Consider the following 18698-nt stretch of genomic DNA (forward strand, 5'->3'; position numbering starts at 1 on the left):
TCTATGGGCGAGACGAATGCGCCTCAATTCCAAGCTTTGCAATGGGGCGCTTGCGCGGAAAGTGCGCTCTGAAGCGGATGATCAGAGCTGGAGATTGTGCCGCCGCACGTAAGCGCTCGTGCGGGAAGGCCGGGGCCGCGGTCGAAAGAAGCCGCGGCCCCTTGGCCTTGTTAGTATCGAAACGTTGCCGTGGCGAAGATCTGGCGTGGATTGCCGTAAAATGCGGTCAGCGTTCCTTCGCGGCCCAGAGTCGGAATCGGGAAGCCATTGGCACCCAACGGGATCGCCCCGGTGCGCGGGTCGGCAGCGACGAAGGTGTAGCCGCTGGTCTTGTACTCCTTGTCGAACAGATTCTTCCCATACACGCCGAAGCTGAACCGCTCGCCCGGGGCGGTATAGACTATGCTCGCATCGACCAGCGCATAGCCGTCCTGATCGATGAATTCGTTCGGGATTTCGAACTGGAAGGTCTTGCTGCGATAGCTGACCGTGGTGCCCAGATAGAGATCGCCTGCGCCGACCGACAGTGTGTAGCTTGCGGTGGCGCTGCCGGTAAATTCCGGCGTGTTCTGAACTTCGCGGAATTCGGCGACATCGGTCGGCGTGTTGCCGATATTGGCGATATATTCGTCGTATCGCGCATCGATATAGCCGAGCGATCCCGACAGATTGAAGCCCCCGCCGAGGCGAGCGCTCGCTTCCAGTTCCAGCCCCTTGAAAGTCGCCGCCCCCGCATTCGAAACGATGCCGCAGAACGAAGGCGTTGGCGCACCGTTGACCTGAATCGTGCAGGCGACCGAGCCGGGGATCTGAACGTCGGTATAATCGGCGTAGAAGGCCGCGGCAGCGACGTTGAGCGCCCCGTTCATAAGGTTGCCCTTGTAGCCGATTTCGTAGCTGTCGACCTCTTCGGGCGCGAAACTGAGGAAATCGGCGATCTCGGAATCGGTCGGTTGGCCCGGAATTGCGGCGGGCGCGTTGGTACCCACGCCACGTGGGTCAAAGCCGCCGCCCTTGAAGCCTTTCGAATAGCTCGCATAAAGATTGTGGTCGGGCGTCGGCATGAAGCTGATCGAGGCGCGCGGGGTGAATTTCTCGAACTTGGCCGACCCCTGGAAATTGGTGCTCGGTGCGCCGAAGGGAATGCCCGCACCGCCGAAGAAGGGCGATCCCCCGCCGAGATAATTCTGCCGCAGAATGTCTGCCGTGCGCTCGTCCCAAGTGTATCGTCCGCCCAGCGACACGCTCAGCCGGTCGCCGATGTCGTAGGTGAGGTCGCCGAAGATCGCGTAGGTCTCGGTATCGACATCGGCACGGGTGAAGGCGGTGAGGCCGGCGAACGTCGTAAAGATGCGCACATCGAACAGCGTGTCCGCCTTGGCATCGAGATAATAGAAGCCAAGCAGACCGTTCAGCGGCCCGTTGTCGTAAAGCAGTTGCAGTTCCTGGCTGATCTGCTCGTTGAAATAGGCACCGGGCACGTCAAGATCGACGGCGGGCAGCGCATCGAAATCGATCGGGCCAAGGCTGTCGTCCTTGCGCCATGCGCTGATCGATCGCAGCGTCACCGTATCGCTGACCATGATCTCTGCGTTCATCGCGAGGCCATAGGCTTCGACATCCTGAATGGGATCGTCGAGACCGCCGCGGGTATCGAAAACATCGTCGAGCACCGGAGCGCCCGAGGCGAGGCCCGGGATCAGGCGCGTGCCGCCCCGCGGATCGCTTTCGTCCTTGGTGTAATCGCCGCTGATGCGAAGGAAGACCGGCTCGCCATAGCCGCCCATCTCCATGCTCAGCCGCCCGGCCCAGATGTCCTTATTGTAGTTTTCGAGACCGGTCGTGAGATTGTCGCCAAAGCCGCCGCGCGACAGGCGTGCAATCGATCCGCCAACGCGGATTATGTCGTTCAGCGGCGCGGACGCGGTCAGAACTCCCTCGGCCTGATTATAGGTTCCGTAGGTCGCCCGCGCCTTAAGGGCGAAATCCTGCGGCAGGCGGCGAGTCACGTATTTGACTGCACCGCCGATCGTGTTGCGGCCATATAACGTTCCCTGCGGGCCGCGCAGCACTTCGATCCGTTCCACGTCGTAGATGTCGAGCACTGCGGCCTGGGGGCGGTTCAGATAGACATCGTCGAGATAGATGCCCACGCCCTGCTCGAAACCGGAAACCGGATCCTGCTGGCCGATGCCACGGATGAAGGCGGTGAGCGTGGAATTGGTCGCCCGGCTGGCTTCCAACGTGACGTTCGGTACCACCTGGCCGACATCGGTGATGTCGAGCGCGCCTGCCTTTTCCAGCTGTTCGCCGCTTAGCGAAGTGACTGCAATCGGCACGTCCACGAGACGCTCCTCGCGGCGGCGTGCCGTCACGATGATGGTGTTATCGACACCCGGCTCTTGCGGTTCGTCGCTGGCTACGGGGCCAGGCTGACGTGGCATTTCCTGATCGGCGGGGTCGCCGACGGTCTGGGCAACGTTTTGAGCATTGGCGGGCAGGGCGAACGCACCGAGCGCGCACCCGGCGAACAGTCCCATAAGCAATCGTTTCGGCGTCCGATTCGCGCTGGCACACATAGTCTGAACCCTCCCATATTGCGGCCCTCTCGCTCCACACGGAGGACATTCTTTGAAGGTTCAATACCGAAACATGAACCACCTTTCAAGTTTGTTCTTGCATGTGCGATGCATGCCGCCCTAATTTGGTCCCAACGATCGGGATTTGCGAAGTGCAGAGGGAATTATGACGCAAGGCGATACGCGCTCGGACAAGCAACCGAGGACGGAGCGGGGCAGGCGCACTTTGCGAAAGCTTCTGGACGCGGCGGCGGGCGAGTTCGGCGATCATGGCTTTCATGACGCTTCGATCAGCGCGATAACCGCGCGGGCCGGAGTCGCACTGGGCAGTTTTTACACTTATTTCGACAGCAAAGACGCGATCTTCCGCGCGCTGGTTTCCGATATGAGCGATGCAGTGAAACAGGCGGCTCGGGCGGCCATTGACCCTGCGGCGTCAGCTCTGGAGATCGAGCGCCAGGCTCTGCTCGGGTTTCTGAACTTCGCAGCCGAACACAAGGAAGTCTATCGCATCATCGACGAGGCGGAATTCGTCGATCCGGCGAATTACCGTGCCCATTACGAGACGATCGGGAAGCGGATTACGGAACGGCTTGCGACCGGGGGCGACAAGGGAGATTTGCGCCCGGACCTAGGCGAGGTCGAAGCCTGGGCGATCATGGGGATGAACGTCTTTCTCGGCCTGCGCTATGCCATCTGGGCATGCGAAAACGATGGCGCCGCCGAGGATGTGGCAAGTCGTGCGAACAGCATACTGAAACGCGGTATCGGTCGCGTCTGAAGCCTTTCGGAGCGCATCCCGGCGGAGAGTTTTCATCACGCCATGTAGAAGGAACTCGCTCTCGATCACCACGGAGCCGTGCTGGCTCGCCCAGGCTATCGAACCGCCTCTCTGTAAAGGCCGGAAAACGTTAGGGTGGGGATCGTAAACGGCGGTCTAAACGTTCGGCTCGCTTCAGGAAGGGTGCGACGGGCAGAACTCTTCTGTCACTGCCAGGGGGCGAAGAATATGCAGACAGCCAATTCGATCGGATCGCAAATTGCCGTCATCGGAGCCGGAATAAGCGGGATCGCCTGCGCACGAGTGCTGAGCGAGGCAGGCCTGTCCGTGCATGTTTTCGACAAGGGCCGGCGTCCCGGCGGGCGCGTTTCTTCTCGCACTGTCGAAAAGGACGGTCACGATTTTTCCTTCGATTACGGCGCGCAGTATTTCACCGTCCGCCATCCGCTTTTTCGCAGCGTCGCGGCGAAACTCGCTGACAAGGGAATGGTCGCCCCCTGGCCGGTTGCCGGGGAAGATGCGTGGGTCGGCACGCCGAAAATGGCAACGCTGATCGAAGGCCTGGCTGACGGTATCGAAATTGCCTGGGGAGCCGAGGTGACCGCGCTTTCTTCCGGTAAGAGCGGCTGGAGCGTCCGGATCGGCGAATCCGATTTGCGGAACTTCGATCAGGTGGTCCTGGCCATGCCCGCCGAACAGACGGCGCTGCTGGCGGGGGCCGGCGATCCCGAAATGGCGCGCCGCGCCGCCGGATCGCGCACCGAGCCTTGTTGGACGGTGATGCTCGGTTTTGCAGAACCCCTGCCGATCCACGAGGATATCGTGAAGGGACCGGGTATTTCGTCGGCGACGCGCAATTCGGGCAAGCCTAAGCGGCAAGGCGGTGAAGCCTGGGTGGTCCACGCCGATCCGGACTGGTCGCGTCAGTATCTTGAGCACGAGCCAGCGGACATCGAACAAAGGCTGAGCGAACGATTTGCCTCTCTGATCGGCGTCACCTTACAGCCGATCTTCATCCGGGCGCATAGATGGCGTTACGCGCTTTCGAGTTCGCGCTCCGAGGGGTGCTATTGGAATGAGGAAATTGGACTGGGCGCATGTGGAGATTGGTTGCTCGCGCCTCGGATCGAAAGCGCCTGGATATCCGGCCACACACTGGGCAAGCGGATCGTCGGGGCAGGCCTCGATCTGTAGCGTCGGTGCGCGTGCGCGAAAGAAACGTCCCGGCTCCGCAAAGAGTTTTCGGCCAGGCTTTTTTGATAGAGTCGAAAGCCTTGGAAAGGCCGGTGGCGGAGACGGAGGGATACAAAGTCAATTGTGAACACGGCAGAATATTGTGTTTCTCAGCTCTAGCCAATACTGGCGCCAACTTTATGCGTCGGTCTTTCACGGCCCCGTGCGGACGTTTGTCGATCGAGAGTTTCCGCTTCTAGGCCGCAAGCAGTCAGTCTGCTTATCGGCACTGAAACCGCAAAAGCCGCATTTCCGCTACCAGCCAAGAGCGGTCCTTATAGCCATCATGCTTGAGGTGAAGTAAGGAGCATCTTGCGTGAGGCCAAGGCAGACTGCTCGAGAAAATTTCCGGTCGAGGCGGCACGATCTCTCACCTTGCATGTCGCGCTACAGGGGGCGAGCTTCGGACAGGCATACGTATCGTCATGCTGGCAAGGCCATGTCGGGCTTGCTGAGTAGTGCCAGGAGCGAGATGTGGTTGAAAAACCACATGCGTTGCAGCTCGAGTCCCGAATACTTACGGAGCGTATTTGCGAATGTGTAGGGCGTGTACCAGACGTTGTGATCGGGGTGGACGGCCTCGAAGAATGTTTCGGTTTCGCTGACGTAATCGAAATGGCGCACGCGGCACTGGAAAGCGTCGGGGACAGAGATCAGATAGACCGAAGCGTTCACTGCTTCGAGCTCGCCAAGGAACCCTTCGACGTCAGCCACGTGCTCCAAGACCTCGGGCACCAGCACGACATCATACTGATCTTGAGCTTCGCCGATTGTGCTGAATAGCTGTCCGGTCACATGCGGCCTCAGCATATCAAGCGCTTCAGTATGCGGATCGACGCCGTCGAGAACTGCGCAGTGCGGTTGCAAGGCAAGGTGGAGTGAGGCGTTCAGATCGGTGATCGGCCAGTCGGCGCAACCCACGTGCAGTACCCGCTTGCCGCTGCACAAGTGCTGCAGAACTTCGAGACGGCCCATTCCGGCAACCTCGGAACTGACTTCAACGCGCTGCAGGAAATAGGGGGCGTGGATCTTTTCGAGCTGCGAGCCTTTCGGCGCGGCCGGCGCAGCGTCGGGAGTCTGGCTGGCCGGAGCGGGTGCGGGTGCGGGTGCGGGTGCGGTGGGCATCTGCCCTTCCAGTGTGCCGCGTTGACGGATCATATCCACGTCGGCCTTATGGATGTGCTCGTAGCCACCTATCGTCGAGCCCCATAGTTGCTTGGCATAGACAGCGTCGTCACCATCATATTCAACACCGGTGAAATGGCGGGGGATAAAGTAGTGGCTCGGATAGATCCGCAGGGAGTTGTAGCGGAATTTGCGATAGCAATCGGTCAGCCGTTGCGGACCTACCGTCTGCCAGGCCATACCGTTCACGACAGACGGAGCCTCGGCGATGTCGTCGATGATCTGCTTGACGAAGGGATTGCCAGCTTCGCTGCCGAAGTAGCCGGCAGCGATAAGGCCTGGCCGCGCGATCTCGCTTTCCCAGCATGCAAATGCGGGGCAATCGAGAAGGTGGTCATCGAGCTGGCGGACACAGATGCTGTCGGCGTCGCAGACCACGCCGCCATGCTCTAAAAGGATTTCCCAACGCATCAGATCGGCAACACCGTTCCATTCGCGCTGGCTCATCTCGTTCATGTGACGAGCATTGATCCAGTTGCCGTTTTGAAGGTCATCGTTGCCCCAAACGCGGATCTCCCAATCTGGATGGGCATCGCGCCAGGTGGCGATGCAATTATCTGGCCGACGTGTTTCGTCACCCACCCATATAAAATGAAGCCGCTTGGGGATCATAACCGAGATTCTCCGACAATCTTCCCCTGGGGAGAGGAAGTTCTGTCGCAGCGCAGTAAGGAAACAGCGTTAATTTTGTCGAAGGATCCTGTAGGTATTTATCCCTAGATATTTCAAATTGCACCCAAGCGGATCGGGGTTTCACGTAAGGATATTATACCTTCGTTAACTATCTTGCAATAAACGAGGCAAGCAGAGCTTAACCTTTTGGAGTTACCCATTTTGCGAAGGTCAAGGAAGCCGATGACGAAAGCCGCGCAGGCCAGCCTTGCGGCTGCCATGATCGTTCGCAATGAGGCTCGCTGTATCACGCGGTGCCTCGAAAGCGTCAGACCATTTGTCGACAAGATGGTGGTTCTTGACACCGGTTCGACCGATCAAACAATGGAACTGGCTCGTAAGGCTGGCGCTCTCGTATACGAGATGCCGTGGCCTGGCAGCTTTGCCGAGGCGCGCAATCGATCACTAGAGTTGGCTGATGCGGATTGGAATCTCATCATTGATGCGGATGAGTGGATCGTGTCAGGTGGCCCGAATTTGCGTTCTTGGCGGCATGCACCCGATCGATTAGGCGCTGTTTGTGTCCGCAGTTTGTGTGATGCGGTGCAAGAAAGAAACGGAGAGAATACTCCAACGCACACACAAAATTGGCTTACGAGATTTCTTCCCCGCGGTGTCAGGTTCGAAAGGCGCGTACACGAACAAGTCGTTTCAGATTTGTCTTGCCTGAAGATCCAACTTCATATCCAGCATGACGGATATCTCCAATCGCAGTTGGAGACCAAAGCCGATCGCAATACGAGCTTGCTTTGGCAGGATCTGGAGGAGCGGCCCGGTGATGCCTACATACTTTATCATCTCGGCCAAGAAGCCTCGAAGAGGGCTGAGTTTGCTCAGGCGTGCGACCTGCTCCGCCAGTCGATGGCGTTGACGCCAAAAAATGCAAATTGGGAGCATGGGCTTACCATTCGCTATCTCTACTGCCTCTCGCAGGGCGGCGAACTCGATAAGGCGCTGATCCACGCGCATGAAAATTTGGGACGCTTTCAGCATTCACCTGACTTCTTTTTCATAACCGGCAATATTGCGCTGGCGAAAGCGGCAGCGGACCCCGGGAATGCGCTGGGTGAATGGATTCCGTTAGCGCTCTCTTCGTGGGAAAGGTGCCTTGAGATCGGAGATCAACCGGATCTTGAGGATAGCGTTCGCGGGGTTGGAAGCCACCTTGCGCAGGGCAATCTGAACTTTCTCAGATCTAGCCTTTCGGCCCTCAAGGTTGGATAAAGAGAGGCCGCCCGGCGCGTAGTCGATAATCAGCAATCGGGCTTCTGCCGCACGTTCGCGCGCCTTGGCCAAAGTCACGTCGAGAGCGGTCCCCAGACCCAGCGTGATGCGCTTTCCGTGCAAGGTGCCGACGAAAAAACCAAGAGCGCCCAGATTCGCGGATCCGAAGGTAAAAGTGGCCACCGTCGAAATACATGCCGACCTGTTTGAGGCTTTCGACTTGCTTGACGTAAAGCTTATCACACGCGCGCGAGAACATCGTGGCGCTGCTTTAACAAGCGTTGGCCAACAATCAAAACAGTGTTTTAGACAACGATAGGCGCCGGTCTAACGCGGTCCGCGGTGGACTTTGGCGAACTGTTGTAAAGCTGCAAACCGCGCAAAACCTAAAGTTTGAGCCGTCCAGAACGTTCCGCTGCGGTTCGTGAAAATCCGGGAGGTGGCGGAGACGGAGGGATTCGAACCCTCGGTACCCTGATAGAGTACGGTTCCTTAGCAGGGAACTGGTTTCAGCCACTCACCCACGTCTCCGCAGCAAGCACGTCGGCTGCGAGGGGCGCGCTATAACGGGGGGTGGGCGTGGCTTCAAGGGGTTTGGTCCTGCCATATCGAGGATTGTGGACGCAGGGACAGACTCGATTCGGCGCGTTTCGGATTCGGTTCATCGCGCGCTCATTGCGGTGGCGCGATCAACGCCGTCTCGTAAGATTGGAGCGGCGCGTCTTGGACGAGCGCCGCGCCCGTTCGTCGCACGTTCGGCACAAGGGAGGGAACCCGCCATGAACCTGTCCGCCCAATCGCTGCCCCGCAGCTGGTCTGCGATAGTCATGCGCCCGCTCGCCATGGGCCTGGCCGCGCTCGGTCTAGCCGTGACGCCGCTTGCCGCACAGGTCGAGCGTGTCGATCCCAACGATGCCTATGAGGCACCGATCGACGGCGATCTGATCGAAAACCCGGGCGATCAGGACGTCTATGCCGATCCGCGACCTATCGAACCCAGTGTCTCCTATCCCGCGGAGACGACCCAGCCGACTGCGCCCACATGGAGCGATCCCGGCAGCGACACGGCGACGGGCGTGGATTGGTCTGAAACCGTCCCAGCGACGCCTGATGCGCAGACCGCCCCGGCGGACGACCCTGCGACAACGTATCGCGAGGACGATTTGATCGGCGCGGCCGAAGGCGTGTTCGGCAAGGGCGCTGAAGGGGTGGCCAAGCTGATCCAGAAACTGCTCGCCGAACAGGGCCAGCCCAACGCCTATATCGTCGGGCGCGAAGCGGGCGGCGCTTTCATCGTCGGCGCGCGCTACGGTTCGGGTACGCTTTATCACAAGGTCGAGGGCGAGCGCCCGGTCTACTGGACCGGACCGTCGATCGGCTTCGATGCAGGCGCCAATGCCGGCAGTACCTTCGTGCTCGTCTACAATCTCTACGACAGCGAGGAATTGTACGAACGCTATCCGGCGGGCGAAGGCCAGGCCTATGCCATTGGCGGGATGACGGCGAGTTACCTGCGCAAGGGCGATGTCGTGCTGATCCCGATCCGGGTGGGGGCAGGCCTCAGGCTCGGCATCAATGCGGGCTATATGAAGTTTTCGAAGAAGCAGCGTTGGCTGCCCTTCTGAGCGCGCATCGGGCATGCGGATGATGAAGCCGATCTCGTCTCTGCGATAGACAATTCCCTGTTGCAGGCGCTCCGGCGCGCGGGCAAGGACGCGGGCATGCTCGACGCTCTCCAAGCCCAACCCGCCGACGCGCTGCTCGCGCTCATCAAGCTTCATGCCGCCGATCCGCGCGACGACAAGATCGATCTCGGCGTCGGCGTCTATCGCACCGGAGACGGGGCGACGCCGGTGTTCAAGGCGATCAAGGGCGCCGAACAGCGCTTGGTCGATGAACAGGATTCCAAAAGCTATCTCGGCCCGGAAGGCGATGGCGGGTTCGTTTCGGGCCTGATGCCCTACATCTTCGGCGGAAATCCGGAGCGTGGCGGGCGCATCGCCGGGATGCAGACGCCGGGCGGAACCGGCGCGGTGCGGCTGGCACTGGCGCTGGCGCAGAAGGCCGGTGCGCGGCGCGTCCATCTCGGTACGCCGAGCTGGCCCAACCACGCGCAGATCGTTTCCGATCTGGGACTGGAGACCGTGCCCTTCGACCATGCGTTGCCCGACGGGACGGCGAATCTCGATGCGGTCCTGCGCGTGATCCGCGAAGGGGGCGAGGGCGAGCTGGTGCTGTTGCACGGCTGTTGCCACAACCCGACCGGGATCGATTACACGGACGAACAATGGCGCGCGATTGCCGATGCGCTGGCGAACAGTGCCGTGCTTCCGGTGCTCGACATCGCCTATCAGGGCCTCGGCCACGGGATGGAAGAGGATGCGGCGGGCATTCGCACGGTGATCGATGCCGTGCCCGAAGCGCTGGTGGCCTATAGCTGCGACAAGAATTTCGGACTCTATCGTGACCGTGTGGGCGCGTTCTATGTGCTGGCGAAAGAGGCCGGCGATCTCGACGCGATCATGTCCAACGCCAACATGCTGGCGCGCGCGACCTGGTCGATGCCGCCCGATCACGGCGGGGCCGCCGTGCGGATCGTGGTCGAGGATGCCGATCTGACGCGCGACTGGCTCGGCGAGCTGGACGATATGCGCGAGCGGATGCGCGGCGTGCGCGAACGCCTGGCCGCGGCGGATGGCGACATTCCCGGCCTCAATCTGAGCGCGCTGGCCGATCAGAACGGACTGTTCGCCGTGCTACCCCTGTCGAGCGACCAGATCGCCGCGCTGCGCAAGGATCACGGCATCTACATGGCCGGGTCAGGCCGCATCAACGTGGCGGGCCTCCATCGCGGCAATATCGACAAGTTCATCGCCGCGCTGGCGACGGTGGCGGGCTGAGGCGCGTTCCGCAGGCGTAGACGACCAAGGGTCGGACGACGCTTCGGACCGACAGCGCCCGGACCGCTCAGGCCCGGTCGAGCGCGCGCATTCGCTGGAGGTAGCGAGCCAGTACGTCGATTTCGAGATTGACGCGGCTTCCCTCGCGCAGGTCGCCGAGCGTCGTGACTTCGCCGGTGTGGGGAATGAGATTCAGGGCGAAGTCGCAAGATCCGTCCGGTCGGTCGCGCACATCGTTCACCGTCAGCGAAACGCCGTCGATCGTGATCGACCCTTTGGGCGCGACGAAGGGCGCATGTTCGCGCCCGATGCGGATGGCGATCTTGCGCGATCCGCCTTCCTCGCGCGCCAGCACGACCTCACCGACCGTGTCGACATGGCCCGTCACGAGATGGCCGCCCAATTCGTCCCCGATCTTGAGCGCCCGTTCGAGGTTCAGCGGGCGGCCTTCCTTCCACATGCCGGGCACGGTGCGCGCAATCGTCTCGCCCGAAACGTCGACCGCGAACCAGGGGCCATCGGCATCTGTGCCGCGCTCGGTCACGGTCAGGCAGACGCCCGAACAGGCGATGGAAGCGCCGATGGGAATCGTGTCCGGCTGCCATTGCGCCTCCTCGGGGCAGGCGATGCGCACGGCGGTGTCGCCGCGCGTCTCGGTGGCCGCAATCCGGCCGATGGCAGTGACGATGCCGGTGAACATGGCTCTATCCTTTTTGGCCGAAGCGCTCGTAACGCTCGTAAACGTCCGGGCCGAGAATGCGTGTCTCCGCCCTGTGCCAGCGGCCATGGGCCTCGGCAAGATCGCTGAGGCCGATATCCCTGAGCGCGGGCAGGCCGTTCCCGATCAGGATCGGCGCGCGATAGATTTCGAGCCGGTCGACGAGGTCCGAGGCCAGAAAAGCGGCGGCGGTCGCCGCGCCGCCTTCGACATAGAGATACAGCGCATCGAGCGTGGCGATGTCCTCTGGCGCGGCAATCGTACGGACGCCTTCGATCGATCCGCGCGTCAGGACGACGCGTTCGGGGCTGCGATCCTGAAGGCCCGGCAGGCGAACGTTCAGCCGAGGCGTATCGGCGCGCCAGGTCCCGCCGCCGACGAGGATCGCACCCGCCAGCGCGCGGCGTGCATGGACATGGGCGCGCGCCTCCGCCCCGGTAATCCAGCGGCTCGACCCATCGGTCAGCGCGATGCAGCCGTCCAGCGAAAGGGCCAGCTTGAGCGTGACATGCGGGCGACCGAGGCGCGCGCGGATCAGATAACCGGCGAGGCTTGCGGAAGAGGGCGAATGATCGACAAGCAGGGTGTCGATACCGGCAGCGCGTAGTGTCTCGAGGCCTCGCCCCGCCGTGCGAGGATCGGGATCGCCACACCCGACGACTGCGCGCACGATGCCGCTGTTCGCCAGAAGAGAGGAGCAGGATGGGCCACGCGGCGAGACATGCGCGCACGGTTCGAGCGTGACGTAGAGCGTCGCGCCTTTCGCCGCGTCGCCTGCCTGAGCGAGCGCCACCGCCTCGGCATGGGGACGCCCGCCTGCCTGGGTCCAGCCGCGCCCGACCACAAGTCCGTCCTTGACCAGCAGCGCGCCGACGGATGGATTGGGCCGCGCGAGCGGTCGTCCGCGCAACGCAAGCCGCGCCGCCGCGTCGAGCCAGCGCCGGTCCTCGGCGCCGGGCGCGTTATTCGGCTGCGGTTTCAGGATCGGTTTCGGCTTCGGGTGCTGTACCCGCAGGAAGGCCTGCCGCTTCGAGCAGTCGCTTGCGGCGGGCTTCCTGGCGGGCACGATCGGCGGCGATCTCGGCTTCCATCGCATCGACGTCCAGCCCGCTCGCCCGTCCGAGCGTGCGGTACATCTCGCGCACTTCTTCCTCTCGCACGGCCTGTTCTTCGCGGATCCGATCCTGCAATTGCTGATTGGCGAGGTTCGATGCGACGATTTCCTCGTCCGTCCGCCCTTCGGCGAAGGTCGAGATGAACGTCACTTCGGGCCGCACCGGCGGGCCGATGACGCGTTCCTTCGTTATCCAGAACAACAGGCTGAACGTGCAGAGCAACGATACGGCCAGGATCGGCCAGCGATAGGGATTTGGGCGGGTGAATTCGGACCAGAAATCCTGAATCCCGCCGACCGGGTTGAATCGCGTGGAAAGGCGCATGACCGGCAAGATAGAGTGTCGGAGGCGAAAGTGCCAGAGGGCTCCGCCTCAACCGAAATCGGCGTAGAGCGTCCGCCCACGGTTCTTCAGCCACGCATCGGCCCAGTGCTGATCGCCTTCGTAGAGGTCGGCGAGGAGGGCGTGGAAGGCCGGACTGTGGTCGAAATGGACGAGATGCGCGGTTTCATGCGCGACGACCGAGCGGCGCACCGCGTCGGGAGCCTGGACCAGACGCCAATTGATGCGGACCGTCCCACTGCTCGAACAGCTGCCCCAGCGGCGTTGCGCGCGCGACAGTTTAAGAGTCGGTGCGGCGATCTTCGCGCGCTCGCAATAGAAAGCGAGATCGTCTGCCATCAGGCGCTCGGCCTCGCTTTCCAACCAGCGGGCGAGGCGCTGCGGCAATGTTTCGCGCGGGCCGCCCAGCGTCAGCGTGTCGCCCGAGCGGACCGGTCGACGCGGCGCATCCGCCCGCCAGTCGATCGCGAGCTTACGTCCGCACCACGTCAGATGGCCGCGCGTCACCGGATTTTCGCGGACGGGCACTTTGGCGAGCTGCGCTTCCAGCCAGTCGCGACGATCCCGTGCGAAGCGTAGCGCCTCCGCGCTGCGGCTCCAACGCGGCAAAGTGACGCGCACGGCGCCCCCGTCGTGCGAAAGCCGCATGGTCAGCCGTCGCGCGCGGGCGTGGCGAGTGATGTGGATCGGGACCGTGCGGCCCAGCAGCTCGATCGCCGGGTCCTGCCGGTCGGCGCGCAGCCACTCGATCATGGCGCGTCGGTTTCCTCGGCCCAAGCGTCTTCATCATCCCATTCGACGATATGATGTTCGAGCGGACCTGCGCGGGTTTCGCTGATGACGCGGCCCGAAACCGACACGCCCGCACGCTTGACCGCTTCGCGATCGCCCGAAATCAGATAGTGCCATTGTGGCAGCGGCCGCCCTTCGGCGCGGACGCGGTAGGCGCAGGTGCGCGGCAGCCACTCGACACTGTCCACGATCTTCAGCGTCAGGCGCAGGCAATCGGGCACGAAGCTCTTGCGGTTCGCATAATCGCTGCATCGCGCGGTCTCGCAGTCGAGCAGGCGGCAGGCGACATTGGTGTCTGCGATTTCGCCGGTATCCTCGTCCTCGATCTTGTGGAGGCAGCAACGCCCGCACCCGTCGCACAGCGCTTCCCACTCCTCAGGCGAGAGTTCGGCGAGCGGGCGCTCCCAGAACCTGTCTCTCATCGCACCCATTTCGCCAGCTCCTCGGCCACCGCTTCGGGGCCGAGATCGGTCGGCAAGGTCGCCAGCGGCGCGCCATCGGGGCCGAACAGGAAGGTGAAGTTGGAGTGATCCATCAGATAGCCGCCGCCCGGCTGATCGGCACCCTTTTGGTAATAGACCCGGAACACGTCCGCCGCCGCCTCAACCTGTTCGGGCGTACCCGTCAGGCCGAGCAGCAGGGGATGGAAGGCATCGGTAAATTCGCCGACCACTTCCTGCGTATCGCGGGCGGGATCGACGGTGATGAAGATCGGCTGGATCTGCCGCGCGAGTTCAGGCGATTGCCGTTCGAATAAATTCAGCCCCTGCGCCATACGCTGCACGTCTGTCGGGCAGACATCGGGGCAATAGGCGTAACCGAAATAGACGATCCGATACTGGCCGTCGAAATCGCTCCAGCGGTAGGTCTTGCCGTCCTCGCCCGTCAATTCGAATGGGCCGCCGATATCGGCACCGGCCAGCGGCGGTTCTTCGGGCGGTGGGGCGGGTGCACCGGCATCGCATGCGGCGAGCAAGGGGATTGCAAGCGTCATGCAAAGCAGACGGGATACGAAGCGGATCGGAGGGGCCATGGTGTCGCGGTTCATGCTCTGCTAAAGCCATGCGGGCAAGGGGCGTTTTGGCGCAAATCCAACGCAGGAAAAGGGTCTGGCGAAGTGCTTTGTAGAAATCGGATCGCAGCGACATTGTTGAAAGCCATGGCTGTGCCCGTGGCCTTGACGGCGCTGGCCGCCCAGCCGGTCGCGGCGCAGCAGATGTCCGAAGGATACGAGTTCCTGAAGGCGGTGAAGGAGCGTGACGGCGACAAGGTCATCAACGCGCTAAACCAGCCGGGCAACACGCTGATCAACACACGCGATATCGCCACCGGGCGCACGGCCATGCACATCGTCACCGAACGGCGCGATGCCAACTGGATCGCGTTTCTCGCGGCGAAGGGCGGCGATCCCGATGTGGCGGACAAGAAGGGCGTGACGCCGCTCCAGATCGCGACCCAGCTCGGCTATATCGAGGGGATCGAGACTTTGCTGAAGGCCGGCGCGCAAGTCGATCAGGCGAATTCCTCGGGCGAGACGCCGCTGATTTCCGCCATCCATCGCCGCGATACCGCGATGATCCGCGTGCTGCTCAAGAACGGCGCAAGCCCCGACCGGACCGATAATTCGGGCCGCTCGGCACGTGATTATGCCAAGCTGATGGTAGGCGGCGGGCCGGTCCTGCAGGAGATCGCGCAGGCCGACGCCGATCGCGCGAACAAGGGCGCGGACAAGACCTACGGGCCGAGCCTGTGACTGACGGGAACACCGCCACAGCAGATACGCTCGATCCGGCGGACATGACGCTGGCTGAATTGCGCCTCCATCTCGCGCCGCTGATCGCCGATGCGGCGATTTTCGACGGGTGGAGCGAAGAGGCGCTGGAGATGGCCGCGGATCAGGCGGGCGTCGATCGCGATGTTGCGCGGCTCGCTTTCAAGGGCAAGTCGGGCCTTAGCCAGATGGCGATGATCGAGGCCTGGATCGCCACGATCGACCGCGCCATGGCGGATCGCCTGCCGCCCGAAAAGCTCGGCCAGATGAAAGTGCGAGAACGGATCCGCAGCCTCATCCAGTTCCGGCTCGATTCGGTGCGCGGACAGGAAGAGGCCCTGCGCCGCGCGACCGCGATCATGGCGATGCCGCAAAACGCCGCCGCTGCGCTCAAGACTGCCTGGAACAGCGCGGACATCATGTGGCGCCTTGCGGGCGATACCGCGACCGACTGGAATCACTATACGAAGCGCACGATCCTGGCCGGAATATACGGCGCGACGCTTGCAGCCTTCGTGGGTGACGAGAGCGAGGACAAACAGGACACGCGCGCTTTCCTCGATCGCCGGATCGACGGCGTGATGAAATTCGAGAAGGCGAAGGCGCAATTGCTGGGCAGCGAGCGCGAGAGTTTCAGCATGATGCGCTTCTTGGGGCGGCTGCGCTATCCGGTGAAATAGCGCGGCGGCGCTATTGATAATCGGTTGCAATTGGCCGGTGGCTCTGACAGGGCACGGGCATGACTTTGGATGGCCTTCGACACGGTATGCCTGCGCGAATCGTTTCGGTCGCCTGGGAACGGCTGGCCAGTGACGAGGCGAAGCGGCTTCAGGCGCTCGGACTGGACGAGGGGGCGGAGCTTGCCGTCCTTCATCGCGGCGTTTTCGGCGGCGCCGATCCGCTGGCGATCCGGCTCGGGCGAATGACTGTGGCACTGCGTCGTAGCCACGCCGCCGCGATCCAAGTCGAACTCATCGAAGCGGAGACCACGGCATGAGCCGCGACGATCCCGCTCCCGATACGTCGATCCGCCTGCGCAGCGCGGCGCTGGTCGGCAATCCCAATGCCGGAAAGAGCGCGCTGTTCAACGCGCTGACGGGCGCGCGCCAAAAAATTGCGAATTATCCCGGCGTAACCGTGGAGCGCAAGGCGGGGCGGCTGGCGCTTCCTGCCAAGGACGGGCGCGGCGACAGCGTCGAACTGCTCGACCTGCCCGGTTCCTACAGCTTCGATGCCGCCAGCCCCGACGAAGCGGTGACCCGCGATGTCGTGACCGGCGAATTCCAGGGTGAGCGCGCGCCGGATGTGCTCGTCATCGTCCTCGACGCCGCCAATCTCGAACAGCACCTCGTCTTCGCGCAGGAAGTGCTCGAACTGGGCCGCCCAACAGTGGTCGCGCTCAACATGGTCGACCTTGCCGAGCGCGACGGACTGACGCTCGATCCCGAAGCCTTGTCCGATGCGCTGGGCGTGCCGGTGATCCCGACCGTCGCCGTGCGCCGCAAGGGTCTCGCCGAACTGACCGCCGCCATTGCGGAGGCGGAAAGCCATGCCGATGAAGACACGCGTCGCCGCTGGCACCTGACGCTGCCCGAACGGCGCCTTTCCGCCAAGCACATCGCGCGCGGCGCGATCCTGTCGAAAAGCACGCGCCACACGATCGAAAACGGTGCGGACCGGGTGCTACTCAACCCCTGGCTCGGCCCAGTCATTCTGTTCGGCCTTCTTTTCGTGGTCTTCCAGGCGGTGTTCGCTTGGGCGACTCCCTTTGCCGACGCGCTGGAAGGTGCGGTCGGTGCGGTTTCGGGAGTGGTGACGGACGTGCTGCCAGCGGGGCTGGTGCGCGATTTTCTGACCGAAGGCGTGCTGGCGGGCGTCGGCTCGGTGGTCGTCTTCCTGCCGCAGATTGTGATCCTGTTCTTCTTCATCCTCATCATGGAAGCGACCGGCTATATGGCCCGCGCCGCCTTTCTGATGGACCGCGTGATGGCGAGCGTGGGCCTGTCGGGCAAAAGCTTCATTCCGCTCCTCTCCAGCTTCGCCTGCGCCATTCCGGGTATCATGGCGACGCGCAGCATTTCCGATCCCAAGGACCGGCTGACGACGATCCTGATCGCGCCGCTGATGACCTGTTCGGCGCGTCTGCCGGTCTATGCCGTCATCATCGCCGCCTTCATTCCTGCAACGACCGTTGGACCGGGCATCGGGCTTCAGGGGCTGGTCCTCTTTGCCCTCTATGTGGCGGGTATCGTTGGCGCGATGGTCGTGGCCTTCGTTCTGCGCTTTACCGTCGCTAAGGGTGCGGCCTCGGGCTTCATCATGGAAATGCCGCGCTATCAGATGCCGAGGATCAAGGATCTCGCCATCGGCTTGTGGCAGCGCGCCTGGGTGTTCCTGCGCCGCGCGGGCACGATCATCTTTGTCGCCACGATTGCGCTATGGGTGCTGCTGAGCTTCCCGCGGGCCGAACCGGGCGAAAGCCAGCTCGACGCGAGCTATGCAGGTGCGGTGGCCGATACGCTTCATCCCGTCCTCGAACCGGTGGGCTTCAACCGCGAGATGAGCCTGGCGCTGATCCCGGCGCTCGCCGCCCGTGAAGTCGCAGTGACCGCGCTGGCGACGACCTATGCCGTCGATGCGGACGACGAGGAGCTCGAGGCGCAGGGCGTTACCGACCGGATTTCCTCGCTCTGGAGCCTGCCGACCGCGCTCGCCTTCCTTGCCTGGTTCGTGTTCGCGCCGCAATGCCTGTCGACGATCGCCGTGACCAAGCGCGAGACCAACGGGTGGAAATGGCCCATTTTCATGGTCGTCTATCTGTTTGCGCTGGCTTGGATTTTCGCGGGTCTGACCTATTGGGTGGCGGTCGGTCTGGGGCTGTAGCGCGGACCGTCGTGCATATCTTCACGCGGGCCTAGCCCGACGCCATACGCTCGGTTAGGCCCCTCGCCAGAATTCAAGAAGGGACGAATCGATGGCAGGCAGCCTCAACAAAGTCATGCTGATCGGCAATCTGGGGCAGGACCCCGAGGTGCGCAGCTTCCAGAACGGCGGCAAGGTCTGCAACCTCCGCATCGCCACCAGCGAACAGTGGAAGGACCGCAACACCGGCGAGCGCCAGGAGCGGACCGAATGGCACACCGTCGCGATCTTTTCCGAAGGGCTGATCAACGTCTGCGAAAACTACCTCAAGAAGGGCAGCAAGGTCTTCATCGAAGGCAAATTGCAGACCCGCAAGTGGCAGGATCAGAACGGGCAGGATCGCTATAGCACAGAAGTGGTGCTGCGCGGCTTCGACGGCACGCTGACCATGCTCGACGGACCCGGTGGCGGCCAGCGCGGCGGCGGCGGTGGCCGCCACCGGGTCCGTCGAGCATGGTCAGCGT

Annotated in this window: 18 protein-coding genes and 1 tRNA gene; 10 read left to right on the forward strand and 9 right to left on the reverse strand. The window is 62.7% G+C overall.

Annotation, left to right across the window (positions count from 1 at the left end; all coding sequences use genetic code 11):
- Positions 1-170: 170 nt before the first annotated feature.
- The gene (locus J7347_RS13120) at positions 171-2540 is read right to left on the reverse strand and encodes a TonB-dependent receptor (RefSeq protein WP_245174075.1); all 2370 of its coding nucleotides are present in this window, start codon (positions 2538-2540) and stop codon (positions 171-173) included.
- 205 nt (positions 2541-2745) lie between these two features.
- Between J7347_RS13120 and J7347_RS13125 the strand changes: the two genes are divergently transcribed.
- Together J7347_RS13125 and J7347_RS13130 are read left to right on the forward strand one after the other, a co-directional pair.
- A complete protein-coding gene (locus J7347_RS13125) occupies positions 2746-3360 on the forward strand; it encodes a TetR/AcrR family transcriptional regulator (protein WP_209162468.1) in 615 nt (204 codons plus the stop codon).
- Positions 3361-3588: 228 nt separating this feature from the next.
- Positions 3589-4554: an FAD-dependent oxidoreductase gene (locus J7347_RS13130; protein ID WP_209162469.1), complete on the forward strand. Its 966-nt coding sequence runs from the start codon at positions 3589-3591 to the stop codon at positions 4552-4554.
- 462 nt (positions 4555-5016) lie between these two features.
- Here J7347_RS13130 and J7347_RS13135 read toward each other — a convergent pair whose 3' ends face one another.
- The gene (locus tag J7347_RS13135) at positions 5017-6390 is read right to left on the reverse strand and encodes a glycosyltransferase (RefSeq protein ID WP_209162470.1); all 1374 of its coding nucleotides are present in this window, start codon (positions 6388-6390) and stop codon (positions 5017-5019) included.
- Between the two features lie 243 nt (positions 6391-6633).
- Here J7347_RS13135 and J7347_RS13140 point away from each other — a divergent pair, with 243 nt between their 5' ends.
- A complete protein-coding gene (locus J7347_RS13140) occupies positions 6634-7674 on the forward strand; it encodes a glycosyltransferase family 2 protein (RefSeq protein WP_245174076.1) in 1041 nt (346 codons plus the stop codon).
- A 440-nt stretch (positions 7675-8114) separates the two neighbouring features.
- On the opposite strand, the gene J7347_RS13145 is transcribed toward J7347_RS13140, so the two are convergent.
- A tRNA-Ser gene (locus J7347_RS13145) sits at positions 8115-8205 on the reverse strand.
- Positions 8206-8501: 296 nt separating this feature from the next.
- Between J7347_RS13145 and J7347_RS13150 the strand changes: the two genes are divergently transcribed.
- A complete protein-coding gene (locus J7347_RS13150; protein ID WP_245174103.1) occupies positions 8502-9299 on the forward strand; it encodes a DUF1134 domain-containing protein in 798 nt (265 codons plus the stop codon).
- Between the two features lie 96 nt (positions 9300-9395).
- Positions 9396-10574, forward strand: a complete 1179-nt coding sequence (locus tag J7347_RS13155; RefSeq protein WP_209162472.1) for an aromatic amino acid transaminase — start codon at positions 9396-9398, stop codon at positions 10572-10574.
- A gap of 67 nt (positions 10575-10641) precedes the next feature.
- Here J7347_RS13155 and J7347_RS13160 read toward each other — a convergent pair whose 3' ends face one another.
- Genes J7347_RS13160 through J7347_RS13185 form a run of 6 tightly spaced genes read right to left on the reverse strand, consistent with a single transcriptional unit; the run spans position 10642 to position 14589 of the window.
- Positions 10642-11274: a riboflavin synthase gene (locus tag J7347_RS13160; RefSeq protein ID WP_209162473.1), complete on the reverse strand. Its 633-nt coding sequence runs from the start codon at positions 11272-11274 to the stop codon at positions 10642-10644.
- Positions 11275-11278: 4 nt separating this feature from the next.
- Complete coding sequence (gene ribD / locus J7347_RS13165; RefSeq protein ID WP_245174104.1) at positions 11279-12274, reverse strand: bifunctional diaminohydroxyphosphoribosylaminopyrimidine deaminase/5-amino-6-(5-phosphoribosylamino)uracil reductase RibD; 996 nt, start codon at positions 12272-12274, stop codon at positions 11279-11281.
- Positions 12255-12731 (reverse strand): hypothetical protein, encoded by a 477-nt coding sequence (locus tag J7347_RS13170; RefSeq protein WP_209162474.1) that lies wholly within the window; start codon positions 12729-12731, stop codon positions 12255-12257. The genes ribD and J7347_RS13170 overlap by 20 nt, the downstream gene beginning before the upstream one ends.
- A 48-nt stretch (positions 12732-12779) precedes the next feature.
- Positions 12780-13502: a YgjP-like metallopeptidase domain-containing protein gene (locus J7347_RS13175; protein ID WP_209162475.1), complete on the reverse strand. Its 723-nt coding sequence runs from the start codon at positions 13500-13502 to the stop codon at positions 12780-12782.
- On the reverse strand, positions 13499-13972 hold the full coding sequence (locus J7347_RS13180; RefSeq protein WP_067681594.1) for a YcgN family cysteine cluster protein: 474 nt from the start codon (positions 13970-13972) through the stop codon (positions 13499-13501). The genes J7347_RS13175 and J7347_RS13180 overlap by 4 nt, the downstream gene beginning before the upstream one ends.
- The gene (locus J7347_RS13185) at positions 13960-14589 is read right to left on the reverse strand and encodes an SCO family protein (RefSeq protein ID WP_245174077.1); all 630 of its coding nucleotides are present in this window, start codon (positions 14587-14589) and stop codon (positions 13960-13962) included. Before J7347_RS13185 ends, J7347_RS13180 begins: the two co-directional genes overlap by 13 nt.
- Positions 14590-14700: 111 nt before the next feature.
- Between J7347_RS13185 and J7347_RS13190 the strand changes: the two genes are divergently transcribed.
- From J7347_RS13190 to ssb, 5 genes are all read left to right on the forward strand, one after another.
- Positions 14701-15294, forward strand: a complete 594-nt coding sequence (locus J7347_RS13190) for an ankyrin repeat domain-containing protein (protein ID WP_209162476.1) — start codon at positions 14701-14703, stop codon at positions 15292-15294.
- A gap of 44 nt (positions 15295-15338) precedes the next feature.
- Positions 15339-15992, forward strand: a complete 654-nt coding sequence (locus J7347_RS13195) for a COQ9 family protein (protein ID WP_209162521.1) — start codon at positions 15339-15341, stop codon at positions 15990-15992.
- A gap of 59 nt (positions 15993-16051) precedes the next feature.
- The gene (locus J7347_RS13200) at positions 16052-16309 is read left to right on the forward strand and encodes a FeoA family protein (RefSeq protein WP_209162477.1); all 258 of its coding nucleotides are present in this window, start codon (positions 16052-16054) and stop codon (positions 16307-16309) included.
- Positions 16306-18195, forward strand: coding sequence for a ferrous iron transporter B (locus J7347_RS13205; protein ID WP_209162478.1), 1890 nt, complete (start codon positions 16306-16308; stop codon positions 18193-18195). Before J7347_RS13200 ends, J7347_RS13205 begins: the two co-directional genes overlap by 4 nt.
- A gap of 91 nt (positions 18196-18286) precedes the next feature.
- Positions 18287-18698: single-stranded DNA-binding protein (gene ssb / locus J7347_RS13210; RefSeq protein ID WP_209162479.1), on the forward strand; the 412-nt coding region annotated here is incomplete at its 3' end.

It is taken from the genome of Erythrobacter sp. A6_0 (genome assembly GCF_017744235.1).
GTDB lineage: Bacteria > Pseudomonadota > Alphaproteobacteria > Sphingomonadales > Sphingomonadaceae > Qipengyuania.